Here is a 25886-nt window from a genome sequence, read left to right as displayed (position 1 = left end):
TGGATTACTGAACACTGTTCATTAAGTTTGCATCGTAAACAAATTAACATGGGCATCGCAGACAGAAAGGAAAGGGAAAAGCTGGAAATGAAACGGCTGATCATGGAGGCATCTATGCGCATGTTCCTGGAAGTGGGTTATGAAAAAACCTCCATCCGCAACATTGCTGAAAAAATAGAATATAGTCCGGCCACCATATACCTGTATTATAAAGATAAGGACGAGCTGCTATATGATCTGCAGGCACAGGCTTTTGAGCAGCTGTTTGAGACGTTCAAGGAAAAAGCCACCGGCAGAAGCCCGATGAAAAAACTAGAGCAGATAGCCAAGGCATATGTGCAGTTCGGCCTGGAAAAACCAGATCTGTATGACCTGATGTTCATTATCCGCTCCCCCATGAAAAAGCTGGAAAAAGAGGATGGTACTGATGCCTGGGATAACGGGGACAATTGTTTTAACTTTTTACTGGATATAATACAGCAGGGCATTGATCAGAAGCTACTGCGGTTTAAAGATAAGCTCGTAGCCGCATTGTCCATTTGGTCTATGGTACATGGCCTGGTATCACTGCATGTGCGCTGCCGTATGAAAGTGATGAACATGGAAGAGGATGGGGTTATTAATGCTATTGATACTACCATTGATGAATATTTAAAAATGATAAAAATTTAAAAGGGAATTGGCTCCCTTTTTTTTGCCCAAATACTAAACAGTGTTCATTATGTCAACGAAGATCAAAAGATTACTAACAGTCATATTACTAGTACTGGTTAGTGTGGCTGCTTCACCTGCTAAAGCCCAGCCAGGGCCGCTGGAGCAATATATACAGGATGCTTTTGCTCATAACCAGGCCTTACAGCAACGGAACTTTCAGCTGGAAAGATCGTTGTACGCCCTGCAGGAAGCCAGGGGTATGTACCTGCCGCAGGTAAGCCTGCTAGGTACTTATACTAAAGCCAGTGGCGGCCGTACCATTGACATTCCTACCGGCGACCTGATGAACCCTGTGTATGCCACACTGAACCAGCTTACCAATTCGCAGAAATTTCCCAACATCGAAAACACATCCGTACAACTAAGCCCGGATAACTTTTACGATGCCAAGCTGCGCACCTCTCTCCCATTGATCAACTCAGAAATATGGTATGCCAACAAGATCCGGCAAGAGGATATTACCCGGCAGCAGGCTGCAGTGAACGTATACAAACGCCAGCTGGTGAAAGACATTAAATCGGCCTATTATCAATACTTCCAGGCCGTACGCGCGGTAGACATCTATAACAATGCATTGCTGCTGGTACAGGAGAACGTCCGCGTAAATCAGAGCATGTTACGCAACGGTGTACGTAACAGTACAGCGCTTACCCGCTCGCAAACAGAACAGGAGAAAACGCTGGCCGCTATTACTGCTGCCCGTAACAACCAGCAGAACGCACGCGCTTATTTTAACTTTTTGCTGAACCGGCCCTTAACAGACAGTGTACTGATAGACAGCGCTGCACTTGCGGTAACGGAGCGTGCATCCGTTGACGTGAATACCGATATCAGCGGCCGGGAAGAGCTGCTGCAAATAGATAAAACCCGCAGTATGGCACTGCTGCAGCAGAAAATGCAGCAAAGCACTTTAGTGCCTAAGCTCAGCACCTTCCTGGACCTGGGCTCACAGGCCTATAACTTTAACTTCAACAGCTCATCGCGCTATTATATCTGGGGACTTGACCTGCAGTGGAACATTTTTACCGGCGGGCAACGGCGTAACCGCGCCAAACAATCCGCCATGGACGCCGCTACAGCAAAGGCTGCGTATGATGAAACGGCACAGTCGTTACAGCTGGAGCTGAACACGGCCTCCAATAACTACCGCACTGCCCAGAGTAATTATAACAGCGCGCAGATCCAGCTGCAATTAGCTGAAAAATATTACCGCGACCAGCTGAAGGTGTATAAAGAAGGGCAGCTACTATATATAGAGCTGCTGGATGCGCAGCAGCAGCTAACCAATGCCCGGCTGGAATCTTTACAGGCATATGCAGGGGTGCAGGTGGCGCAGGCGGAGATAGAGCGGGCGCAGGCCAGTTATCCGCTGCGCTAATTATGAATTATTCAATTACGAATTACGAATTGAATGCAGCGTAGATCTGAGTTTACAGATTGTATAGCTGTAATATACCGATACCAATATCAATAATAATAACGATAACAATAAACTTTACTTATATGAAACCGCTCCATGCCATACTGCTGCTGATAGCCGGTGCTGCACTGTTCAGCTCCTGTGGCAGTCCAACTACTGCTTCTGAAATACCTAACACCACGGTAATACCGGTAGAGCTGCAGCCGCTGAATGCGGAAGCACGCAACATTAATATTCCGGTATCCGGCCAGTTCACTACAGACGATGAAGTGCTGCTATCCTTTAAAACCGACGGTATTATACAACGCATCCTTGTAAAAGAAGGAGATGCCATCCGCCAGGGACAAACCGTAGCTACGCTGAACCCTACTGAAATTGATGCACAGGTACAACAGGCGCAGCTGGCATATGAAAAAGCCCAGCGCGATCATCAACGCGCCAATAACCTGTACAAAGACAGTGTAGCCACCCTGGAACAATTGCAGAATGCCAAAACAGCTTTGGACATTGCACAGCAACAGCTGCGCACTGCACAGTTCAACCGCAGCCATTCTGTAATTACCGCACCGCGTAACGGTTATGTGCTGCGCAAGCTGGCCAGTGAAGGGCAACAGGTAAAATCCGGCACCGCAGTGCTGCAAACCAACGGCGCACAATCCGGTAACTGGATGCTGCGGGTTTCTGTAAGCAATAAGGAATGGGCGGCTATTCATTTGCAGGACAGCGCTGCTGTAGAAGTAGAATCTGTACCCGGTAAAATCTTTCGTGGTACGGTATCCCGCAAGGGCGAAGGTATAGACCCTGCCACCAGCTCGTTCCAGGTAGACATTCATTTAACAGGTGAGAAGCCGGCGGCTATTGCCTTTGGCATGTTCGGCAAAGCTGTGATACACCCGCGCAGCAGCGGTAACACCAGCGCCAGCGGCCCCTGGGCTATTCCCTACGACGCATTGCTGGACGGTGATGGCGGCAGCGGATATGTATTTATAACCAACGATGGCAAAACCGCTAAAAAAGTAAAGGTGAGCATCGCCGGTATGGAAAAAGATAAAGTGATCATTAGCGAAGGGCTGGAAGGCGCACAGAGCCTGATCATTTCAGGGAGCGCTTATTTAACAGATGGAAGCAGCATACTAAGTAAAAAGTAAAAAAGTAAAAATTAAAAAGCAGGATGCAGGATGTACAAGATGTACTAATATACTAATGTGCCGGTTATATAATGTATGGCTGTATTGGTAAGTAATGTAGGAATGGAAGGATGAATGGCCTTGTATTATAGCCTGGAATTTAAATGATAGCTTTTTGCATCCGTACGCTATTTTTTAATTTTTACTTTTTGCCTTTTTACTTTTTACTTAATTCTTCAAACTACCAACATGAAAATATCAGATTATGCGGTAAAAAATTACCAGTTCACGCTGGTGATCTTTATCATGATCATTGTGCTGGGTGTTGTTACCCTGCTGAACATGCCCCGCTCAGAAGACCCGGAAATGCACTCCCCTGCCTATACCGTAATAGTGGTGTATCCCGGCACCAGTCCTAAAGATATGGAGGAGCTGGTGGTAGACCCGCTGGAAAAAGAAATATACGGGCTGGAAGATATTAAACGCATCCGTTCCACTATCAGCGACGGGCTGGCCGTGCTGCGTATTGAATATAAGTACAGCAGCAACGTGGATAATAAGTACCAGGAAATTGTGCGTACAGTGAACAATAAACGCCGCGACCTGCCCCAGGACAATATCAGCATTGACATTCAAAAACAGCAGCCCTCTGATGTGAACATTATACAGTTAGCGCTGATCTCTGAAAATGCACCGCGAGACAAGCTGAAATACTATGCAGAAAACCTGCAGGATGAGCTGGAAAAACTACAGCCGCTGAAGAACGTAGAGATCTTTGGCCTGCCGGAACAGCAGGTGCGCGTAGAGCTGGACCTGGAAAAGCTGGCGCAGCTGAACCTGCCCATTGCCAACGTGATCAACAGCCTGCAGAATGAAACCATCAACATTCCCGGTGGCAGCATTGATGCCGGTAACCGCATCTTTAACATTAAAACCAGCGGAAACTATCATACCATGGAGGAAGTGAAAAACACCATTGTGTACACTTCCAACGGGCGTAACCTTTTCCTGAAAGATATTGCCAACGTATACTACGGTTATGAAGATGCTACTTACCAAACGCGCCTGAACGGCTTTCGCTGCATCTTTGTAACCGCTGCACAAAAGGAAGGCGAGAACATTAGCAAAACGCAAACCGTTTACAAACCGGTTATAGAAAAGTTCAAGAAAACGCTGCCTAAGAATATAGACCTGGTACAGAATTTTGACCAGGCGAGTAATGTGAACCGGCGTTTGAGCAGCCTGGGAGGCGATTTCCTCATCGCTATTCTACTGGTGGCCATAACCTTACTGCCATTGGGTTTCCGGCCTTCGCTGATCGTAATGATCTCTATCCCGTTATCGCTGGCCATAGGTATTATTCTGCTGCAATTGTTCGGTTATAACCTGAACCAGCTAAGTATTGTGGGCCTGGTAGTGGCGCTGGGGCTTTTGGTGGATGATAGCATTGTGGTGGTGGAAAATATTGAACGCTGGCTGCTGGAAGGGCATACGGCGCTGGAAGCTACCTTAATGGCCACCAAGCAGATAGGCATGGCCGTAGCGGGATGTACGGCAGCGCTGATCATTGCCTTTATGCCGCTGGTATTTATGCCGGAAGGTTCCGGCGATTTTATCCGCAGCCTGCCGCTGGCAGTAATATTCAGCGTACTGGCGTCTATGTTAGTGTCGCTTACGATCATTCCTTTTCTGGCCAGCAAGCTGCTGCGCAAACATACCGGCCACCCGGACGGCAACATTTTCATGCGCGGCCTGAAACGCCTGATACACGGCAGCTATGCCCGTTTCCTGGATAAAGCCCTGCAACGGCCGGTGCTTACCATTGTGATCACCGTCATCATTTTTGGCGGCTCTGTTATGCTGTTTGGCGTAGTAGGCTTTGGCCTGTTCCCCGCGTCGGAAAAACCACAGTTCCTGATCAATATTACTGCGCCGCCGCAGTCCAACCTGCAGTACACCAATAATGTAGCAAAGGATATTGAAGCTGTGCTGCGTAAGGAACCGGCCGTGAAATACTTTGCCACAAACGTTGGGAAAGGCAATCCGCGTATATACTATAACGTGATACAGGAAAATGAGCATACCGACTTTGCTGAGATCTTTGTGCAGCTGGATGAGCATACCAACCCCTCAGATAAGCTGGCGCTGATAGAAAAGCTGCGTCACCAATGGACACCTTACCCCGGCGCCAAAGTGGAAGTGAAGAACTTTGAGCAGGGCCCGCCGGTAGCAGCTCCTGTGGAGGTGCGCCTGTTTGGCGAGAACCTGGATACCCTGCGCGCGCTGGCCGGCAAAGTGGAAATGATGCTGCAACGCACCCCCGGCACCATGTATGTTGATAACCCGGTAAGCCTGTTAAAAAGCGACATCCGTGTAGCTATACAACCTGAAAAAGCGCAGCTGCTGGGCATTCCCTCTGTGAACATTGACCGTACCGTGCGGCTGGCCGTATCCGGCCTGAACGTAGGCAAGTACACCGATAATAATGATAACGACTACGACATCCTGCTTACCCGTGCACATGAAGGCCGCCCCACGCTGGACGTATTCCGTAACCTGTACGTGAACAATATGCAGGGCAAGCCTTTCCCGCTGGGACAAGTAGCGGAGCTTACCCTGGAAACCTCGCCGGTGAACATTAACCACCAGGAAAAACGGCGCGTGGTATCTGTAAAAGCCTTTGTGCAAAAAGGCTTCCTGGTAGACCGGGTAATTACAGACGTAATAGAAAAAATGGATAAGCTGGCCCTGCCGGCCAGCTACAGCTACGAGATGGGCGGCGAAGTAGAATCGCGGAATAACTCCTTCGGCGGCTTTATGAGCATTATTATTGTTACCATCTTCCTGTTCATAGCAGTACTGATCCTGGAATTCCGCACATTCAAAAGCACGCTCATTGTACTGTCGGTGATACCGCTTGGTATGGTAGGCGCTGCTGTGGCGCTGTGGCTCACCGGCAACTCGCTTTCTTTTGTGGCCATTATTGGTATGATAGCCCTGGCAGGTATTGAGGTGAAGAACACCATATTGCTGGTAGACTTCACTAACCAGCTGCGGGAACAGGGCAAATCGCTGGAAACCGCTATCCGTGAAGCTGGTGAAGTACGCTTCTTGCCCATTGTATTAACTTCCTTAACGGCTATTGGCGGTTTAATACCCATTGCCATTTCCAGTAACCCGCTGATTGCGCCGCTGGCCATTGTATTAATTGGTGGGCTGATCAGCTCCACCCTGCTTTCGAGAGTTGTAACACCGGTGGTGTATAAGCTGATACCACCGAAGGTATAGCCATGTAAATGTGCTGATGGGAAAATGTGCTGATGGCTGGTAAATATAACCAGCACATCAGCACATTTTTTTTGTATTTTGGCGTACGGATGGCATTTCATTTGCGCATATATATCCGCACATTAATTTTTTATGATCTTCCGGAAACTATTACTCTACTGCGCCCTGGCCGGGACAATACCGGCAGCGCTGCAGGCACAGAACCAACCGTCTTTTGACCCTGCCTACCAGTTTGTGCAAAGCGGCAACCTGGTGCAAGACAAGAACTTTTACCTGCTTACCCTGCTGGAGCAGGAGCCTACCCTGCACAAGGCCCTGGAACATAATAAGATCTTACAGCAGATCTATAAGCAACAGCTGAAGGAGGTAGATAAAATAACAGACAGCTGTAAGAATGCCGCCTGTTTTGCCACTCCCCTGCTGTTTGACAGTAATGAGATCAAAGCCATTGGCAATGCATTGGAGCAGGTGTATAAAGCGCAACCCGCTTTCCGCGCCACCTTGCAGCAACACCTGAAACCCAGCGGCGCTTTCATGCGTTATGAATCCCTGCCGGATGTAAAGATCCTGGAAGAACGCTGGCGGGAGGAAGCCAATGGGTTGAACTACATCCTTACGGCCTATACCCGGAACACCGGCTTACGCTACCCCCGCATAGATTCCGCCATGTACAATGTGCACAGCGATACATATACCCGCGCGGTAAGGGACATACTGGTAACTTACAAACAACACCCGGAAGCATCCGGCCTGTTCTTTACCCCTACCCTGCATTTGGCTATGGACCTGCTGCAGCTGAATAAAAAAGACCATGCAGCCCGGCATGAACCCATGGCGCTTACCAATCAGAAAACGCTGGCGCAGCTAAGCAGTGTGCAGTGGGATAAATTTGATTATTCGGCCATCCTGGTACTGGGTGCAGGGCCGGATGATGATGCGCCGATCAGTGTAATGAACAAACTGCGCTGCCGCACTGCTGCCGATATTTACCAGAAAAATAAAGCGCCGTTTGTGATCGTATCCGGCGGGTACGTGCATCCGTTTGGAACAAAATACAGTGAAGCCATAGAAATGAAACGTTTCCTGGCAGATAGCTGTAATGTGCCGGAAACAGCCATCCTGGTAGATCCGCATGCCCGGCATACCACTACTAACCTGCGGAATGCCAACCGCATATTATTCCGCAACGGTTTCCCGACAGATAAAAAAATATTGTGCACCAGCAGCAAGGCACACCTGATCTATGTGGCCAGTGTGTTCTTTGAAAAGGTATGTCTTAAAGATATGGGATACCTGCCCTACCGCAAATTGCGGCAGGTCGATGACCTGAGCATTGAATATTACCCGGTGGCGGAGAGCTTGCATGAAGATCCGCTGGACCCGCTGGATCCGTGATGATGTGAAGATTATTTTTTGCTGGTATAAACCAGGTACTCAAAGGTGTTAAGGCTGTTGTTTGGACTGGGATTGAGGACCTTTATTCTTACCTGGTGCTTTTTGTCAGGTAATTTGTAGTTCCAGCACAGGTCATTGCTGCGGGTTTGAAAGCTGGTAGGCAGCGCTATAGTACCGGTTTTGCTGCCATCAATATATACTTCCATGGTAATGCTGCTATCAGGTACATTGGACCCTTGTTTACGGGCATCTCCCTTTAAAACAAAACCGGTTCCTTCAAAATCAAACGAGAGCTCCTGTACATTGTTTTTATAAAGCGGGATACGGTCTACCGGATGCAGGCCTTCAAAGCTTTGTTCCAGGCGCACGGGCTGCGGTGCTTGCACGGCAATGGTCACCTGCTCATTTGCTACCTTTCCGCCGTTACGGCGTATCATTTCCAGCGCATGTTTATAGCTGGTGTTATATACTTTATTGAGGGAGGTGCTGGTGTATTTGAAATCCAGTCCTTCTGCTTCCTTTAATCCCATTTTCCAGTAAGCAGGTATACGTTTATATCCCAGCATGGCGCCTAAGATGCCCCCGGCAGATGAAGGGTTACAATCTGCATCCTGCCCCGCCCTGGTGGCAATGTCCAGGGTTTTAGTGAAATTGCTGTTGCCGTATAATAATCCCAGCACAACATAAGCTGCATTGATCTTGGCATCTATATCAAAGGCGTTGAACACGCCATCGGGGCAACCATTTTCACTGGACCATTTCTGCTGGATCTCGTACCAGCTGCGGTGCCAGTCGTCCGGGTACTGCTGGTGCCAGCGGATCACGTCTTCAACACACTGGCGGAATGTGCTTTTTGCCGGTACGGTTTTCAGCGCTTCCGTAACAATGTATTGCATATCATCGGCAATAAATGCCAGCGAGTACATGGCGCCTATGTATACGCCGCCATACCAGCCATCCCCATAGTTCATGATATGACCTACCTTATCGCTGATGGCCGACGCCGTGTTAGGCATACCAGGGCTCATTAAACCGGCAAAATCCGACTCTATCTGGTAATCAATATCATCTGCATGGGGATTGTTAGTCCAGTGGCCGGATGCCGGCGCTTTAATACCCTGCAGGATATTATAACGGGCCGATTGGTTGGCATGCCACAACATATAACCGGCACGGGCAAACGCCTGCGCAAAAGAGTCTACCGGGGCATCCAGCCCCGCGCGGTCCAACACTTCTACAAAGGTGAGGTCCATGTAAATATCATCGTACAGGCCGGGATTTTCCAGCATGGTCTTTTTCAGGTAACCATCATACCAGCGCAGGGGCTGATAGTCCTGTATAAAGGTGCCATTGAAACGGAATTCGTAAGGCCCGCCGAAAGTAACACCAATGGTTTGCCCGGCCCAGCCGCCCATGATCTTATCTTTGAGCGCCTGTTGGGAAAGCGTTATGGTGGAAGATTGCTGCGTTGTGCAATGAAACGAAAGGCAGGCAAACGCGATCCATACTATGGAATATCTCATTCCGTGGAATTTAGGAGGTTTAACTATGGATAATTTAAGGAAAAAACATCAGATCATCCATAAATTTCCCCTTATGGTGGGGGTAAACGGCCGGATCATCTATTAAGTGTTACGTAGTGTGCCGGGGTACCCCATATTTGTATATCTATTTTGCATATCTATGATCAAGAAACTATTTACAGCTATTACCGGCCTGTTGTTGGTGGCGGGTGTTTCCTATGGACAAAAGCTTCATTACGGGTTAAAGGCCGATCTGCAGTTCACCAGTCTTAATGGCCGGGGAATGCAGGGCAGCTTTAATCCCGGGTATGATGCGGGTATTTTCCTGGAGTATAATATTACTTCCAAATGGGGTATTCAGCCGGAGGTATTGTTCTCCCAGTTCAATAACAAAAAGGATGATGATTTCCTGACGTATTATGTGAACTCCGGTAACAGCAGCGCTAAATCTTCCATAAAGCTTAGTTACGTAAGCATACCGGTGCTGCTGGCTTACAAAGTGAACGACCTGTTCACCCTGAATGTGGGGCCGCAATTCAGCGTACTGGTATATGATAATGAAGATCTATTGCTGAAAGATAAAGCTGCTTTTAAGAACACCGATTATGGCGTGGCCGCAGGTTTAACCCTGCATGTATCGCAGGTGCGGTTCTATGGCCGTTACACACTGGGGCTGGGGAATATTAATAATATTGATGACCGCTATAAATGGCATAGCCAGCAGATACAGGTGGGACTTGGGGTGGCTATTAAATAGCGTAAAGCATAAAGCTATTGGAGCGGAGAAGGATTCTTATGGCAAGCATCCGTTTCAATAGCTTTTTGCTTTACGCTTTATGTTTTGCGCTTTTTGCCTTAAACATTCGCTTCAATAGCTTTCTGCTTTATCCTTTCTGCTTTATGCTCATCTCCAGCGCCTTCGTAGTAGTATAATATTTAGCGATCATGCCCGGTACTTCCCAATCCGGCAGGCTGCCGCCTTTCAGGTACTCCATATAACGCTGCAGCACCTGCGCAAAATGCGCTTCGTGGCCTACCTTATACTTTGCAGGGATCACGATCTTAAAACCCTGTTTACTTTTTTCCAGCGACAAACCAGGATACTTACTTTCCAGCTGCTTTAAAGCTGCCTGCAGGTTCTTTTCCAAATCTGCTGCTTTGGTTTTACCCACCGCCTCTACGTACAAAGTTGGTTCAAACTTTTCATCCTTTCCCTGGCGGATCACCAGGTTGCTGTTAGTGCCGCGCAGCATGGAATAATGCGTGTCGCCGCTGCCTTCAGGACCTGCGTATTGCCATAGGGCGGTTACTTTTACATGCACGCCTTTAAGCGTGTAACGGGCTTCACCATTAGCATGTACATTCAGTACTGTGTCTTTGGTAAATGGCTGCAGAAAATCCGGGAAGCTATCCAGGCCGGTGATGGTGCGGAACTGCGATAAGGTGATGGGCGTAGGCCAATGGCGGGCGCCCTGCAGCTGGATATCTTTTTTATAATCCAATACTACTGCGGGGAAACATTCCCATTGCACCAGGTCAACCAGATGGGTGCCTACATCCACAATGGCATCGCCCTGCTGTGCAGGATCAAAGAACCAGGCCGGCCGGGTAAGGGCTTTGCCGGATACATATTTGTAGAAATTGTGCACGCTTTCCATTACCACGCCAGGCTCTTTTTCCGTGCCTGGCTGCAGCTCACCAAAAACGTCGTGTATGCGCGACAGTTCGCCCTGCAGGGTGTTGGTGATCTCTGAGCGCTCCGTCATAATATCATAGAGCAATACCTTTTTTGCTTTGGCATCCTCAAACGTTTTTTGCAGCATAGCAAAACCTTCGGGGCTAATAGCCATGGGCTTATCGGCCAGCACGTTCATACCGGCTGCCACGGCTTGCTGTATGTATTCTGTTTTGCGGTGGTTATTGCCTGCCATTACCACTACATTGCCTTTCTTTTCCTGCACCATTTTTTCCAGGAAGTCAGGGCCTTTGTACACATCTTCCTGCCAGTGGGTAGGCGCTTCCGTACGGGTGTTGTACTGGTCAATGAAACGCAATTGTTCTTTCAGCTCCGGGCCGTCCGGTGCATACACATGCACTACGGAATCTATGCCGGGGATCATAGACTTTTGCACCAACGCTGCGTGAAAGTGGCCGGGATCCAGTGTTATGAGCTTAATGTCTGCTTCCGTGGCGGCAGTGGTTTCCTTTTCTTTTTCTTTTTGTCCGGTGTTGCAGGCATTGTTCATCATGCTTAACACTAATAGTGATGTTACGATCTGTTTTTTATTCATGGTTCGTCTGATTGCTTTATAATGTATAAGGCCAGCGTTGCGGGCGGGTGAGCATCGCATTGGCGGCATCATCGTTCTTAAAACGTTCATTCACCGGATCCCAGTACAGCTTGCGCTGCAGCTTCATGGCGGCATGGTTCAGCAGGCAAATGGTACAGGCGCGGTGGCCTACTTCTATGGGCGTAATGGGCATTTGACGGCTGGCTATGCTCTCCAGCCAGTTACCATGATGGTCTTTGGTATCGTATAAATGCACCCCGCTTTCCGGTATCACGGTACTGAGTATACGCGGATCGCTTGCATCCAGCGATTTGCTGTTCTGATCCTTTGTTACCGGATCGCTGGAAGTGGCGGCGTAGTTGCCACGTGTAACAAAGATCCATCCTTCTGAGCCTACAAATTTTACCCCGTTAGGGTATTCATTACTGGCCAGCACCTTTACCCCATTGGCAAAGATAGTTTCCGATTTAAAAGGACCATGCACATCCCATAAATTACCGGCAGGCGGAAACTGAGCGGTGGCGCTTATTTCCACGGGGCCGGTATATTCCGTATCCAATCCCCAGTTTACAATATCAAAATGGTGAGCGCCCCAGCCGGTGATCATACCTGCACCAAACTGCTCGCAGCGCAGCCAGCCGGGACGTGAAAAATCGGCCTGCGGATGCACACGTTTTTCTGTATAAGGCACATAAGGCGTTTCTCCCAGCCATTTCTCGTATAACAGGTTGGCGGGCAGCGGCATTTCTTTTTCTACTGTGCTTTCTTTGGGATCGTCAATGGGAAGGCCTACATATACCGTATGCACTTTACCAATAGCGCCATTACGCACCAGCTCACAGGCCCTTTTAAACTGCGGCATAGACCGTTGCTGGCTGCCTACCTGCAGTATGCGTCCGCTGCGGTGCACTTCGTTGCTAAGCAGCCGTCCTTCTGCAATGGTTAAAGAGGCCGGCTTTTGCATATATACATCCTTACCGGCGCGCACGGCATGTATGGCGGGCATTACATGCCAGTGGTCCGGTGTGCTGATGAGCACTGCGTCCACATCTTTATTGTTTAACAGCTCCTGGTAATCTTCGTAGGTTTTTACACCATCGTAAGGCTTACCGGTTTTCCTGCTGTAATAGTCGTTCACCAGTTTTTGCGCGGCTGTTACACGGTTGCGGTCCAGGTCACAAACAGCTATGATCCTTGCCTGGTCGTATTTCCATACACCGGGCATATCGTGCCCGCGGGAAATGCGGCCATTACCGATGGCGCCAATGTTAATACGGTTGCTGGGGGCATATTTGCCTAATACATGGGCGGGTACAATGGTGGGGAAATTGACGAGGGCCAGCGCGCCGGCGCCTTTCAGTGTGTTCTTTAAGAAGGTTCTCCGCGTGGAATGGCGGTCATGCTGTTTTTTCATGGGTTATCATTTTTGTATACAGTTATATGGTTAGGGTTAATACGGTTTATCCTTTTCCGTTATAACGGAATGATCTTGTATTATAAACATGGAATATCCCGGTTCATTTCTTTTACGGGCTGCTAAAACAGTATTAAAGATAATAAACCCGATTAATCGTCCTCCCACAATTTTAAGTTTAGATGATTGCTGCTTATTTACAGGTCAAGATCAACAGGCCCCAGCGGAACAGAACAACAGAGCAGTACCTTCCCATCTGCCGGAGGGTCAAGGGGATCAGGGGAATAAGCAACCTGTCCATCGATCACACCCGTTTCACAGCGGTGACAAACGCCCATGCGGCACGACCACGCAACCGGAACATCACAGGCTTCTGCGGCTTCCAGCAAGCTGCCAAAGCGGGGATGCCAGCGGAAAGATATTTTGCTTTTACTAAAGGTAACGAAGGGGCCCTGTCCCACATTTTCCAGGGGTAAGTGAGGCGCCTTTCCGCCTCCGGCCACCGGTTCAGGACCACTTCCGAATAGTTCGGTTTTGATATTGCTGCCGGCGAAGCCGATGGTTTTTAATGCAGGTATGATATCCTGCAGATACCGTGGCGGCCCACACAGGTAACATTCACTTTCTATTGGCAGCTGCATGGCCTGTAATTCCTGCAGATCAAGATGTCCTTTGAGATCATAGTCAATGCCGTAAAGCTCCGCATCATCAGGGGAGCTGTATACAACTACACGATGAAATGCGGATAGCTGCATTCCAAGGGATCTTATTTCCTCCCTGAATGCTTCATAAGCGCTGTTCCGGCAGGAATGGATCCACCAGAGCTCACGGCCCGGACCCTGGCTGGCAACATACTGCAGCATACTTAATAAGGGCGTAATACCTACTCCGGCGCTCAGGAGCACCAAGGGCCCCTTGCCTTCAGACAAAGTGAAAGTGCCACGTGGTGCGCTGATCTCCAGAACATGTCCCTCACGCACCTGCTCATGCATATAAATGCCGCCCGGGCCGTTGACTTCCCGCTTTACTGCAATACGTAAGCTGGAGGCGCCCTGCGGTCCGCAAAGAGAATACATGCGGATCAGCGGAGCGCCATCTTCTGCAGGATGTAACCGGACTGCAATGTGCTGTCCTGGTAAAAAAGCAGGCATGGGGGAACCGTCCACTGCGCTCAGCTCAAAAGAGCGTACGCCCTCACATTCCATACGTGTACGCTGCACAACAAAAGGCCGGAAGCCTGTCCAGGCAAGCGATTCAACAGGCCCGCTTAACCCGGCATTTCCTTTGGCCACACCTTGCAATGCAGCGTCCAGCAAATTCCGGAAAGACGTTTTCCAACCCTCGCTGAGCGCTGGAATTTTTAAGGCCCTTTGCAGCTTATCTTCCGGATGATCCTTTAGATAAAGCAATCCGTCAATCTCAGCGACGCTCATTTGCTCAATGCCGTCTGCAATCTTTTCTATCACATCCCCGGCGCCAACATCACCTTCCTGTATCACACGGAAATAAAACCCCGGCCGTTTATGCTTAACAAGCAAGGCCGGCATTTCAGGTACCCCGGTACTGATGCCCACCCGCCAACAGGTTACCCGGGGCTGCGTGACCTCAAAAATTGCTGAACCGATCCGGAAACGGTCGCCAATACAAACCTCGTTGTCGGCCAGGCCCTTTCCCTCTACTGTAATGTTTTCACCAAATTGTCCATAAACAAGATCATTACGTTGAAGGGTTCCGTTCCAGTACTGATATGATTCGGCCTGGTAAACCATAACGGCGCGATGCTCGCCGCCATGCGCCATGAGATCTGCCTGCGCATCACCATCAAAATTGAGCTTTCTTACACGAACACGTCCGGCAACAGGTGTTTTATAAACAGATGTTCTAACCATTTGACCACGCCATGGGATATTCCGTGGCTGGCCTACATTTACGGAGATAACTTTCATACTACCGTTTGTTATTGGTTAAGGGGTACCCTTTAAAGCTGTTATCGGCTGCTTTGTTGTATTAATGCGGCGCTGCTGCAAATGCATAACAGCATGAGGGAAAGTACACTTTTCACGTGAAGAGTTAAGTTACGATAATTGCAGGTGGGATGCAAAGGGTATATGTGCAAATGGGGATTGAACCAGGCCAGACCAGGGATCCACACGGGTGGGACATGGACCGGACCAGAGATGCACATGGATGGAGTGCGCTTTTACCCAGGGTTGAATGAGAGTGTGACATGGGAAGGACACGGGAGAGCAGCGCATAAAAGTAGGGAAGGGTATGTAAATGAGATAGTATGTAGTAGGAAAAATGGAGCGCTCAAAACGTGCATTTTCATTCAAAATGTTCATTTTCGCTCAAATGTGATCAAAACGTTCACTTCATTTGGGTAGTTCTGTGAGGGCCTTTATTTTTGCCAGGTACACCAAAATTATATCGTTATGGCAAAACAAGTTGGCCCTGTTTTTCTCACAGGCACTGTAGGTAATATTACCTATTACAAAATGGACGGGCAATATTATGCACGTTCCAAAAGTTCATTAAGCCGCAAGCGGGTAAAACGTTCCCGTAGTTTTAAGCGCACCATGGAATATGCGGACTGGCTGGCACAGGCGTCTAAGATAGCAGCGGCTATTTACCGGTTATTTCCCCGTAAAACAAGGCAGCATGATGATTACCGTACCATTACCGGTCAGGCTATGCAGCTGTTGAAATCAGGTGTGGAAAAGGAGATTATACAAGAGCTACTTGAAAAGGAGTACCGGCACAAATTTGATCCGGAATTAGCGGGATATATTGACCTGGATCAAGAAAAAGAGAATGGTGAGTTACACAATGCTGTAACACAGTCTTCCGGTACAGCGGCTATCTTACCGGATATGCCCGCACAGCAAACAGCCGGCATCAGCGTGCCTTCACCTAAAACAAGCAGGCGTTTGCAATACTATAATATAAGAGGCGAGAAAATACAGCGGAAACAAGGCGGATGGGCGGTTATACCGAAAACATACGAAACAGCTACGGTTCAGCCAAACGGGGCCCTGGTATATGCCGAAGATGCAGCCTTTACACTTCCATCAGGTAAAACGGACATTTGTAGCCTTCCCGCACCAGCACCGGCTTAGATACATTAAATACTTTTACACCACCCGGCGCTTCGCCTGCCAGGGCGCCCATATGCGCGTGCCCATGAAAAGCGGCCAGCACTCCCCTCCTGCTTAACGGCTCTGCCAGGCGGGATGAGCCCAGGAACGGGAAGATCTGCTCCGGTTCGCCCATTACCGTGGCTTTTATGGGCGAGTAATGCATAACGGCTATCTTCTTTATATCTGCATGCTCCTGGTCAAGGCGGGCCAGGGCGCGGTCCAGGTGAAGGGTTTCATCCACCGTTTCCTGCACAAAGGCTTTCATAGCGCCTTCGCCAAAAAAGGAAAGCATATGGTTATCAAATCCGCCGCCAAAACCTTTGATACCGGCAAAACCCACGTTTTGGATCACCACGGCTTCCCCATCCAGCATTGTTACATTATGATGCTGCAGCATGATCTGCCGGATCAGCTTATGGCGGCCTTTTTCATGATCATGATTGCCTAACACGGCTACTACGGGAATGGTGCAGGCTTTCAGCTCTTCTACCAGCACCTGCGCTTCGGATTCATCGCCGGTATCTGTAAGGTCGCCGCATAAAAGCAGCACATCGGCCTTTTGGGATACTTCCTGAAAGAATGGGATCCAATTCCCTTTGTCCGATTCACGAACATGAATATCGCCTACTGCTGCAATGCGTGTTTTTCCGGATGCTGCCATGCTATACGGTTTTAATGGTGTACGATCTATAGTCCCAGTCCTTCACATCTACCTGGTACTGCGTCTGGTCTATCATGGGCCCGCGGCAAACCCGTTCTACGGGTGCGGGCAGCTCATATTGTTCCTGCGTTCTTCTAATCAGCTCATCCAGCAGCCATTTGGGAACAATGTCCCGGTGATCTGCCGGGTATACGAACTGGAAATTAACCAGCTGCGACAGCAGTAAATGCCAGTGCTGATCCAGGCGGGTAAGCAGGTGTTGCCAGTTTAGCTCTTTCCCGTATTTAAGTATAATGTGATTGATATCTGCGCCATCAAAGCGTTCCCGGTTCTGCACATAGATCTTACAGTAGATCAGCTCTTCCGGCGGTAATAATTTCACCTTTACGCCTACAAATTCCGCTTCAGGTGCGCGCTCAAACCAGCTATCATCCATATGAAAGATGTTAGCGGGGGAAGCAAAGATGATATCAACAAAATATTCGCCTTTGAACACTTTTGCCAGCCAGCGAACGTCTGTCAGCTCTGTGCGGTAACCTTCTTTAGCTGCAAACAGCTTCAGGATGGCCGGGTAATCGGGAGGTGCACAAAAAATATCCAGGTCTTTAGTATCCCGGTAAATGCCGGTGTAATGGAACATGGCAAAGGCGCCGCCCAGCATAAAGGGTACGCCGCTCTCCCGCAGGTGCAGTAAGGCTTCTTTATAAAATACGTGCGAGGTATTGTTTTGGTGCTCTTTTGGAATCATATATGGGGAATGCTTCAACAATCATTCCACCACAAACGTGCCCGGCAGTAGTATTAATCCTCCCAGCTGCTCCATTCCTTTGATTGAAGGTTGATACGGATAATAGCGCCTGCAATGAGGATGCAGGCAATGCTTAAAACGATAAGTATAATAGCGATCATAGGTGGTTACAATTAATACTAAAGTAAAAGAAAATACCAGCATTCATTTAAGAGCTTAAAAACTTAAAGTCTTAACGCAATTAAATATTGAGTGTATTATTGAGGCAATTTGACAAATAAAAGCATAATATTTGTTATATTTGTGGTATGTCAGAAACAATTTTAAAAGGAAAGAGGATCGTGCTGATTCACTGGAAGAAGCAAAACCAGGTAGAGGTTTTTTCCAACCTGAAAAATTTCTGCCTGAGTTATCCTCAATACAATTACAATACGCTCAACAACTATTTAAGTAAAGATAAAATAGCCTTTGAAAACGACCTTGTTCGTGTAGAAAGGAAAGAGATCATTGCCAAGCCAAAATCAAACCTTACGCCTTCTGAAGGCACAAGAAATATAGCTCCTGTTGTGCGAAAGGTGCCTATGAAAAAGGCAGATGACGAGGTTCGGGATCTGCGTTACTGGCTAAGCCAGCCTGTAAATAAAAGAGCAGAGGCAGTCACTTTCCTGGTTTCCCAAATGCTTAAAAAGGGACAGCGAATGGATAAAACAGCTATAAATAAAATAAGGACTGAGCAATGACATTAGCGCAAGATTTTGAAGATTTTATAAAGCTGCTCAACAAGTTTGATGTAGAATATATGGTGGTAGGCGGCTATGCAATGGCCTTTCATGGTAAGCCGCGCTATACAGGCGACCTGGATATCTGGATCAATATATCTGAAGCAAATGCAGAGAAGCTGGTCCAGGTAATTAAAGCATTCGGAATGGCTTCTTTAGGCCTGGAGAAGGAAGACTTTTTACAGCCAGGTTATGTTTCACAGATCGGTTACCCGCCACTGCGTATTGATATACTTAACAGTATTGATGGAGTAAATTTCAAAGAAGCCTTTCAGAACAGGCAAAAGATAGTAGAAGGCGACCTGGAAATTTCTTATATCAGCCTGAATGATCTGGTACAGAATAAAGTTGCTTCCGGAAGAAAACAGGATATCCAGGATGTTAGAGAAATAAAAAAAGCGCTTCCAAAACAAAAACCTAAGCCAGGAAAAAGAAAAGGCCCCAAATCATAAAGCGGATCCCATCCCCATTTTTCACACCTCATGCAACTATAGGATACCCATCCTCAATAATTATTACATTTACCCAATAATTCAGCCAGGTAAATTGTAACACCATTGCAGACACTTTAAAACAGTTATGAAAAAGTTATTAACCTATAGTTTTTCCCTGCTTGCATTAGCACCAGGAACTTTTGCGCAAACCAAAACCGCTTACACCGTCCCCATTTACCAGGAGCTGCCGCTGGGCGCTATACAGCCATCGGGATGGCTGCGCAACCAGCTGGTGATTATGCGGAACGGTACTTCAGGCCACCTGGATGAAGTATATAAAAAAGTGAAACAGGATAACGGCTGGCTGGGCGGAAAGGGTGATGGATGGGAGGAAACACCCTACTGGCTGGATGGTGCACTGCCCCTGGCCTATCTGCTGGATGATAAAACCCTGCAGGAAAAAGTGCTGCGTTATGTGAACTGGACGCTGGACCATCAACGCCCTTCCGGTTATTTTGGCCCGCTTACAAAAGCAGAACGGGAACAACATATTACCATTGATGCGCAACATGCCGCTGACGGTGAGGACTGGTGGCCTAAAATGGTGATGCTAAAAGTGCTGCAGCAATATTACACCGCCACAAAAGACCCACGGGTACTGCCTTTTATGACCCGGTATTTCCACTACCAGCTACAGGCATTAAAAACAGCGCCGCTGGGTAAATGGACGGAATGGGCTACCTCCCGCGGTATTGAGAATGTAATGATAGCGCAATGGCTGTACACCAAAACACATGATGCAAAACTGCTGCAACTGGCAGAGCTGCTGGAATCGCAATCCTTTGCGTGGACTACCTGGATGGGGAACCGGGATTGGATGATCAGCACCACTACTTACCGCGATATGGACGACTGGATGAAACGCCATGCCGTGAATGTGGCCATGGGCCTGAAAGCGCCGGCCATTAACTACCAGCGTACCGGTAACAAAACCTACCTGCGCAACCTGCAAACCGGCTGGCACGACCTTATGACCGTGCATGGGCTGCCCATGGGTATTTTTTCGGGCGATGAAGACCTGAACGGTAACGACCCTACGCAGGGCGTAGAGCTGTGCGCTGTAGTAGAAGCCATGTACTCCCTGGAAAACATTATTGGCATTACCGGTGAAGTACCTTATATGGATGCGCTGGAAAAAATGGCGTTTAATGCCCTGCCCACGCAAACTACGGATGATTATAATAACAAACAGTATTTCCAGGTGGCTAACCAGGTACAGATCAGCAGGGGCGTTTTTGATTTCTCCCTGCCCTTTAACCGGGAAATGTGTAATGTGCTGGGCATGCGCAGCGGGTACACCTGCTGCCTGGCTAATATGCACCAGGGCTGGACAAAATTTGCCCAGCACCTGTGGTATACCACGGCTGGCAATGGCGTAGCGGCATTAACGTATGCCCCAAACCGTTTGACGGCTAAAGTGGGTAAAGACAGCACTGCTGTTACCATTAACGAAGTTACAAGCTACCCTTTTGAAGACCAGGTGCATTTTGAGCTAACCATGCCTAAAGCGGCTGCCTTCCCTTTTCAGCTGCGCATTCCCGGCTGGTGCAAAGAAGCCACCTTACTGTTGAACGGGCAGCCGTTGCAACATGCCAAAGGCGGGGAAATAACTACTGTAAACCGTACCTGGAAAAACGGCGACCAGCTTAGCTTACAGCTGCCTATGGAAATAACTACCACAGTATGGGGCCGTAATTCCCGCTCAGTAGAAAGAGGGCCACTGGTATATGCATTAAAGCTCAACGAAAAATGGGAAAAGGGAACGGATGCGGAAGAAGGCGATTACCTGAGCGTATATCCTGAGGAAGCATGGAACTTTGCATTACAGCGCGCTGCAGTGGAAAAACCGGCCGCACAATTACAGTTCAGCACCGTAAAACCTGCGGGTGATGATTTTGTATGGAACCTGGAACACGCTCCCCTGCAGATCACGGCGCCGGCTAAACGCCTGCCGGGCTGGGAAGCGGTGAACGGGGTGGCTTACCAGCCGGTAACAGACCGCAATGGGTTTTATAAAGGCAAAACAGATAGTACCATACAAAAAATCACCCTGGTGCCGTATGGTTGCACCAAGGTGAGGATAGTAGCGTTCCCGATAGCGGAATGAGAGTAGCTGTTAGCTGTTAGCAATTAGCTGTTAGCAAAACACCAAACAGCTAAAAGCTAACAGCTAAATGCCAATAGCTAAATCTAATAGCTACTTCTATTGTTTTACAAATTTAATCACCACCGGTTGCCCTGCTTTCCGCCGCAGCACCGCTGTATAGGTGCCGCTTGTAAGGCTTTCCGTGTTCAGGGTAACCCTGGTTTGATTGCTGATATCGTACCCAGCCAGCAGCAGCTGACCATCGGTACGGTATATATCCAGCGTTTGCCACCTGTGAGCCAGTTTTAACGGACCAATGGTAAGGGAGGTGCTAACAGGGTTTGGAAACAGCTTCATTCCCACGCTTTCAGGAGTTACCGGGTCAATAGCTGTTATAATCATGGTTTGAGGCGCTGAATACACCGCATTTCCACAAGCAGTCCGCATAGCCTGTACCCTGTATGTTCCCAGATTCCGCACCGTGTATGCGGGACCTTCGGCGGAAGGTATTACAAACGTCCATTCGCCTGCTGAATTTTGTACCTGCCATCTATACTCCACGCCTGCTTCCGTATTGGTAACCGTTAAGTTAGGCCCGTTAACCGCAAGCACCGGCGCTTTAAATTCTTCTATCGTAATGGTGGTGGTATCGGAATGCGTTATTGGCGCACAGGAAAGACCCTGCCGCGGCTTAATAACAAAGAAATATTTTCTGACACCTGTTACGGTATCTTTTTCCACATCAAAACGCATTGCCCCGCCAAAATACACCTGGGAAGAAAGTGGTGCAAAAGCACTGCCGTTAGTACTTTCCCATAATTCAATGGTTGTCTTGTAGTCCACATTGGTGGGATTAAATGTTACTGCAACAGGAATTTCGGGGCAAGGGCTGGCTTCAGCAGCTGCCGTACCGCTTTGTATAATCGTAGTGCGCAGCTCCAGGTTGATACTTTTGCCGGCATTGCCATCCACCACACAACGGTATTGATACCCATTCCATGATTCCGGGATAGCGCTCATTTTCAGCGATGCTGTTGCAGCGCCGGTATAATTTGCATTATCTGCAACAGCGCTAAAACCACTACCATTATTCACCTGCCACTGATAGCTGGTACCTGTAATGTCTGCAGTGAGTGTAGTATCTGTTACCGAACAAAGTGCTACGATCTTTTCTCCCTGCTGATTCCTGAAAACAGAAATGTTGCCGCTGGAAAAATTTGATACTGCAATATCTGCTTTACCATCTCCGTCAAGATCTCCGATATCGCTGTCCGTAACGGAACCCACCTCATCCTGTACATCGAAATACTCGGGTGGACCTAAGGATAGAGTGCCCTGACCACTTGTATTGCGGAACAGCAGTAAACCGCCGTTATCACTAACGGCAATATCCGGCAGTCCGTCACCATCCAGCTGCCCTATAGCAATGTGCTGCAGGTTGGATTTTATGCCGTAGGTGCCTGTTTCATAAGTAAGCGGCGGCGCGAAAGCGATATTCCCGGAGCTGCTGATATTCCTGTAAACAATAAGCTGCCGGCCGCTACCAAGTACCAGGTCCGGTTTATGATCGTTGTCAAAGTCAGCTACAGCAAGCGCGGAAGGATTATTAGCAGGTTCGAAAAAGCCGTTGTTAACAAAGGAAATATTACCCGGCGTGCTGGAATTTTTTAATATCCTGACCCTGTTACCGCCGGCAAGCGCAATATCCGGTTTGCCGTCATTGTCAAAATCTGCAGAACGGATCCTGCTTCCGAAGAACTCGTAAACGGTTTCTCCTGCTGGTGCAAATGAAATGATGCCGTTATCCCCGGTATTTCTGAAAACTGATATAGTAGTGGTAAATTCAAAACCATCATAAGTATGTCCGATAATATCGGCTTTCCCGTCACCATCAAAATCATTGATAAGAAGATTTAACGGATCAAGGCCTTCCGGCAGGGCTACTTTTTCTGCGAATAAAATATGACCCGGTGTACTGATGTTGCGGCAAACATAAGGCGTGTTAAAATAGGCATCCCTGAAAATAATATCCAGCTTGCCGTCACCGGTTATGTCAGCAACCGCCATCCTGCTGATCAGATATATACCGTCAATATTTGTACCAGGTGCAAATGATACCATACCGCCGGTACTGGTGTTATGCAGCACTGCAACACTTCCATCAAAGTCGTGACAATACACCAGATCGGATCTGCTGTCGCCATCCAGGTCTGCCATAAAAACATCATGGGTTCTGTTGTAAACAGCTCCTGCAAGCTTCCAGGCAAAAGAGACATCCGTGATCCCTGTATCTCCGCCGTTATAAGTCATATTAAATGGCTGGCCGGCATACGCGGTGTTGTTATTCACTGTAACCGTCAACGGCGCATAGGTGGCGCCGGTTGGCACCGTTACGGTAAGAGCCGTACGGGTAGCTGCTTTCACAACAGCTTTTACCGCCCCAAAATAAACATAGTTGGCATTTACATCACTCCGGAAGTTAGTACCCGTGATGGTAACGGTTGTTCCTGCAGGACCGCTAAGCGGTGAAAATGAAGTAACAGTGGGTGGAGGAAATGCAAATACACCTGAGGAGAGAGCTGTTCCACCCTGTGCGGTTACTGCAACACTCCCGGTACCGCCTTCGCTGATCACCGCTGTAATAGTGGTTGCAGACTGCACGGTGAACGATGCCACGGGCGCTCCTCCAACCAATACCTTTGAAACGCCTGTAAAATTTGTACCAGTGATGGTAATCACCGTACCCTTATCTCCACCGGAGGGTGTAAAGGAAGTGATGGCCGGAGGCGGATAGTATGTGAACCCAGGTAAAGAAGCCGGTCCGTATGGCGATGCCACACTTACGCTGCCGCTTGATCCGGCGCCTACTACAGCGCTAATACTGGTATGGGAGTTTATAGTGAATGAAGCCGCAGGCGTACCTCCCAAAGTAACGGCTGTAACATCTGTAAGAAATTTGCCTGTAATGGTGATGGTATCCCCTGTTTTGGCTGACAATGGTGTAAATGAAGAAATAACCGGCGGACCATGAAAAATAAAGCCATCAATCTTTGCCGTACCATATGCATTAGTAACTACTATTTCGCCCGGCGCTCCTTTTCCTACGATGGCTGTTATAGTGGTTGCATTCACTACCGTAAAAGAAGCGGCCGGCACGCCCCCGAAACTAACAGCCGTTACACCGGAGAAGTTAGTGCCGGAAATTGTTACGGTAGTCCCTTCCACTGCTTCTGCGGGGTCAAAAGAGGAGATGTAAGGGTCCGTTATCCTGTTCCTGAACAAGGTAAGCGCATTGCCAGTAAAATCCGGCGCTACCATCTCCGGTTTCCCATCCCCGTTAAGGTCTCCGATCACAACACGGAAGGCCGCTTCCGCAAAAAATTTCACGTCCGGTGCAAAAGAAACAGTTCCGGTAGCAGAAGTGTTTTTTGATATAAACACAGCGTTGGCCTCATCTGATATAGCAAGATCGGGTTTGGCATCACCATCCAGATCGCCCATTGCAATATCCATACGCTCTGAAGAAGGGCTGCTGAACGGAAAACTTACCAGCGGCCCAAAAGAAATTGAACCGGCTGCCGAGGTATTGCGCAGTACTGAAAACCCCGCATAGTCCACTACAGCTATATCGGCTTTACCATCACCATCTATGTCGCCTGCAGTGAGCGACACAGGTTGGGTTGGGACAGTAATATCCATTGCGGCATCAAACGAAATAGTTCCGGGGGCGCTGGTATTCCTGTGTATGGCTAAAATGGCGGTCTGCGGCGCTGTTGTTGCTATATCCAGCTTACCATCGCCATCAAGATCTGCTATGGCAATGCCATAGGACAAAGGAGCTGTAGTAAGATCCACTTTAGGAGCAAAAGATATAACCCCGCCGGCACTGGTATTTCTTAAAACCGTAATGCTACCGGCAAGATAATTGGATATAACCAGGTCGGGCTTCCCGTCCCGGTCTATATCGCCTATCAGTACCTTATAAGGATTGGTTCCTGTGGCATAAGTTACAGGCGCCGCCATTGACACCACTCCCGGCGAGCTGGTATTCTTATACACCGCAACATTCCCGCCACCTGAAATATAGGTGGCTGCCAGATCCGGTTTACCATCGCCATCCAGGTCTCCGGCAGCAACTGCATAAGGCATATCAGCAATGGGAAGATCTTTTTTTACGCTGAAAGACAGCGCACTTCCGGCGCCGGTGTTCCTGAATACAGACAGCGTAGATGCAGGCACGTTACCATTACAGGCAGCCGCCAGGTCCGGCTTCCCATCACCATCCAGGTCAGTAATAGCAACTGCAAAAGGATAGAGCGATGTTGTAAGGGACGTTTGCCGCTCAAATGATCCGCCGGTAAATGGTCCTCCATCCGGAAACGTAACCATAAATGGTTTGGCGGAATAAGCGGTAAGATGATTGACCGTAACAGACATGGGCATGAAGGTAGCCCCTGCCGGTACTGTAACTGTTAATGAAGTTGATGAAGCGGCTGTTACAGCCGCTTTTACAGCGCCAAAGAACACGATGTTATTGGCAGGAACAGCACTGAAGCCAGTGCCCGTTATGGTCACCGGTGTGCCTATAGCACCTGCTGCCGGTGAAAATGAGCTGATAACAGGTTGTGCGAAAGTCTGTAACGATAAAAAGAAAATGCTTAAAAACAGTACCCATTTCCGGGCTGTAACAGGGGAAAATTGTTTCATGGTAAGGGTTATAGAAATTGTATAGGCCTTAATCCGGTATAAATAAGGGGCAATATAATATAAAATCCTAATACCAGAAATGATTACATGCTAAGGTTATCT

Annotated in this window: 16 protein-coding genes and 1 pseudogene; 10 read left to right on the top strand and 7 right to left on the bottom strand. The window is 48.5% G+C overall.

The genetic code is table 11. The features are described from left to right. The first annotated feature begins 48 nt into the window (after positions 1-48). The 5 genes from BMZ54_RS26770 to BMZ54_RS26750 all read left to right on the top strand — a co-directional run bounded on the left by BMZ54_RS26770 (position 49) and on the right by BMZ54_RS26750 (position 7944). A complete protein-coding gene (locus BMZ54_RS26770; protein WP_089919293.1) occupies positions 49-672 on the top strand; it encodes a TetR/AcrR family transcriptional regulator in 624 nt (207 codons plus the stop codon). Between the two features lie 49 nt (positions 673-721). After that, entirely contained in the window at positions 722-2092 is a 1371-nt protein-coding gene (locus tag BMZ54_RS26765; protein ID WP_089919291.1) for a TolC family protein, read from the top strand. 125 nt (positions 2093-2217) lie between these two features. Then, the gene (locus BMZ54_RS26760) at positions 2218-3282 is read left to right on the top strand and encodes an efflux RND transporter periplasmic adaptor subunit (protein ID WP_089919288.1); all 1065 of its coding nucleotides are present in this window, start codon (positions 2218-2220) and stop codon (positions 3280-3282) included. A gap of 228 nt (positions 3283-3510) precedes the next feature. Then, on the top strand, positions 3511-6549 hold the full coding sequence (locus tag BMZ54_RS26755; RefSeq protein WP_089919287.1) for an efflux RND transporter permease subunit: 3039 nt from the start codon (positions 3511-3513) through the stop codon (positions 6547-6549). 132 nt (positions 6550-6681) lie between these two features. Beyond that, on the top strand, positions 6682-7944 hold the full coding sequence (locus BMZ54_RS26750; RefSeq protein WP_089919284.1) for a YdcF family protein: 1263 nt from the start codon (positions 6682-6684) through the stop codon (positions 7942-7944). A gap of 11 nt (positions 7945-7955) precedes the next feature. On the opposite strand, the gene BMZ54_RS26745 is transcribed toward BMZ54_RS26750, so the two are convergent. Further along, positions 7956-9467 (bottom strand): ADP-ribosylglycohydrolase family protein, encoded by a 1512-nt coding sequence (locus BMZ54_RS26745; protein ID WP_089919282.1) that lies wholly within the window; start codon positions 9465-9467, stop codon positions 7956-7958. A gap of 160 nt (positions 9468-9627) precedes the next feature. On the opposite strand from BMZ54_RS26745, the gene BMZ54_RS26740 reads away from it, so the two are divergent. Further along, the gene (locus tag BMZ54_RS26740; RefSeq protein ID WP_089919280.1) at positions 9628-10224 is read left to right on the top strand and encodes a porin family protein; all 597 of its coding nucleotides are present in this window, start codon (positions 9628-9630) and stop codon (positions 10222-10224) included. A gap of 127 nt (positions 10225-10351) precedes the next feature. Here BMZ54_RS26740 and BMZ54_RS26735 read toward each other — a convergent pair whose 3' ends face one another. The 3 genes from BMZ54_RS26735 to BMZ54_RS26725 all read right to left on the bottom strand — a co-directional run bounded on the left by BMZ54_RS26735 (position 10352) and on the right by BMZ54_RS26725 (position 15118). Next, positions 10352-11758 carry a putative oxidoreductase C-terminal domain-containing protein gene (locus BMZ54_RS26735; RefSeq protein ID WP_089919278.1) on the bottom strand — a complete coding sequence of 469 codons (1407 nt, stop codon included), beginning with the start codon at positions 11756-11758 and terminating at the stop codon, positions 10352-10354. Positions 11759-11774: 16 nt separating this feature from the next. Then, on the bottom strand, positions 11775-13172 hold the full coding sequence (locus BMZ54_RS26730; RefSeq protein WP_089919276.1) for a Gfo/Idh/MocA family protein: 1398 nt from the start codon (positions 13170-13172) through the stop codon (positions 11775-11777). Between the two features lie 197 nt (positions 13173-13369). Further along, the gene (locus BMZ54_RS26725) at positions 13370-15118 is read right to left on the bottom strand and encodes an MOSC and FAD-binding oxidoreductase domain-containing protein (RefSeq protein ID WP_089919275.1); all 1749 of its coding nucleotides are present in this window, start codon (positions 15116-15118) and stop codon (positions 13370-13372) included. 486 nt (positions 15119-15604) lie between these two features. Between BMZ54_RS26725 and BMZ54_RS26720 the strand changes: the two genes are divergently transcribed. Then, the gene (locus BMZ54_RS26720; protein WP_089919273.1) at positions 15605-16288 is read left to right on the top strand and encodes a hypothetical protein; all 684 of its coding nucleotides are present in this window, start codon (positions 15605-15607) and stop codon (positions 16286-16288) included. Here the strand turns inward: BMZ54_RS26720 and BMZ54_RS26715 are convergent. Then, positions 16230-16970 carry a metallophosphoesterase family protein gene (locus tag BMZ54_RS26715; protein WP_089919272.1) on the bottom strand — a complete coding sequence of 247 codons (741 nt, stop codon included), beginning with the start codon at positions 16968-16970 and terminating at the stop codon, positions 16230-16232. The two genes, BMZ54_RS26720 and BMZ54_RS26715, sit on opposite strands and share 59 nt — an antisense overlap. A 373-nt stretch (positions 16971-17343) precedes the next feature. Further along, a pseudogene (locus BMZ54_RS33590) lies at positions 17344-17631 on the bottom strand (hypothetical protein); the annotation flags it as partial. A gap of 395 nt (positions 17632-18026) precedes the next feature. On the opposite strand from BMZ54_RS33590, the gene BMZ54_RS26700 reads away from it, so the two are divergent. From BMZ54_RS26700 to BMZ54_RS26690, 3 genes are all read left to right on the top strand, one after another. After that, complete coding sequence (locus tag BMZ54_RS26700) at positions 18027-18458, top strand: hypothetical protein (protein WP_089919269.1); 432 nt, start codon at positions 18027-18029, stop codon at positions 18456-18458. Further along, a complete protein-coding gene (locus BMZ54_RS26695; protein ID WP_143081149.1) occupies positions 18455-18949 on the top strand; it encodes a nucleotidyltransferase in 495 nt (164 codons plus the stop codon). The genes BMZ54_RS26700 and BMZ54_RS26695 overlap by 4 nt, the downstream gene beginning before the upstream one ends. A gap of 127 nt (positions 18950-19076) precedes the next feature. Further along, entirely contained in the window at positions 19077-21098 is a 2022-nt protein-coding gene (locus tag BMZ54_RS26690; protein ID WP_089919267.1) for a beta-L-arabinofuranosidase domain-containing protein, read from the top strand. Positions 21099-21194: 96 nt separating this feature from the next. Here BMZ54_RS26690 and BMZ54_RS26685 read toward each other — a convergent pair whose 3' ends face one another. Further along, positions 21195-25784 (bottom strand): FG-GAP-like repeat-containing protein, encoded by a 4590-nt coding sequence (locus BMZ54_RS26685; RefSeq protein WP_089919266.1) that lies wholly within the window; start codon positions 25782-25784, stop codon positions 21195-21197. Positions 25785-25886 lie beyond the last annotated feature (102 nt).

The organism is Chitinophaga rupis (genome assembly GCF_900109685.1).
Taxonomy (GTDB): domain Bacteria; phylum Bacteroidota; class Bacteroidia; order Chitinophagales; family Chitinophagaceae; genus Chitinophaga; species Chitinophaga rupis.
This window is presented reverse-complemented; position numbering and strand designations above follow the sequence as displayed.

Bases quoted from the DNA above. Each gene is read 5' to 3' on its own strand.
- BMZ54_RS26770 (WP_089919293.1), top strand. From the start codon at position 49: ATGGGCATCGCAGACAGAAAGGAAAGGGAAAAGCTGGAAATGAAACGG.
- BMZ54_RS26765 (WP_089919291.1), top strand. From the start codon at position 722: ATGTCAACGAAGATCAAAAGATTACTAACAGTCATATTACTAGTACTG.
- BMZ54_RS26760 (WP_089919288.1), top strand. From the start codon at position 2,218: ATGAAACCGCTCCATGCCATACTGCTGCTGATAGCCGGTGCTGCACTG.
- BMZ54_RS26755 (WP_089919287.1), top strand. From the start codon at position 3,511: ATGAAAATATCAGATTATGCGGTAAAAAATTACCAGTTCACGCTGGTG.
- BMZ54_RS26750 (WP_089919284.1), top strand. From the start codon at position 6,682: ATGATCTTCCGGAAACTATTACTCTACTGCGCCCTGGCCGGGACAATA.
- BMZ54_RS26745 (WP_089919282.1), bottom strand. From the start codon at position 9,467: ATGAGATATTCCATAGTATGGATCGCGTTTGCCTGCCTTTCGTTTCAT.
- BMZ54_RS26740 (WP_089919280.1), top strand. From the start codon at position 9,628: ATGATCAAGAAACTATTTACAGCTATTACCGGCCTGTTGTTGGTGGCG.
- BMZ54_RS26735 (WP_089919278.1), bottom strand. From the start codon at position 11,758: ATGAATAAAAAACAGATCGTAACATCACTATTAGTGTTAAGCATGATG.
- BMZ54_RS26730 (WP_089919276.1), bottom strand. From the start codon at position 13,172: ATGAAAAAACAGCATGACCGCCATTCCACGCGGAGAACCTTCTTAAAG.
- BMZ54_RS26725 (WP_089919275.1), bottom strand. From the start codon at position 15,118: ATGAAAGTTATCTCCGTAAATGTAGGCCAGCCACGGAATATCCCATGG.
- BMZ54_RS26720 (WP_089919273.1), top strand. From the start codon at position 15,605: ATGGCAAAACAAGTTGGCCCTGTTTTTCTCACAGGCACTGTAGGTAAT.
- BMZ54_RS26715 (WP_089919272.1), bottom strand. From the start codon at position 16,970: ATGGCAGCATCCGGAAAAACACGCATTGCAGCAGTAGGCGATATTCAT.
- BMZ54_RS26700 (WP_089919269.1), top strand. From the start codon at position 18,027: ATGTCAGAAACAATTTTAAAAGGAAAGAGGATCGTGCTGATTCACTGG.
- BMZ54_RS26695 (WP_143081149.1), top strand. From the start codon at position 18,455: ATGACATTAGCGCAAGATTTTGAAGATTTTATAAAGCTGCTCAACAAG.
- BMZ54_RS26690 (WP_089919267.1), top strand. From the start codon at position 19,077: ATGAAAAAGTTATTAACCTATAGTTTTTCCCTGCTTGCATTAGCACCA.
- BMZ54_RS26685 (WP_089919266.1), bottom strand. From the start codon at position 25,784: ATGAAACAATTTTCCCCTGTTACAGCCCGGAAATGGGTACTGTTTTTA.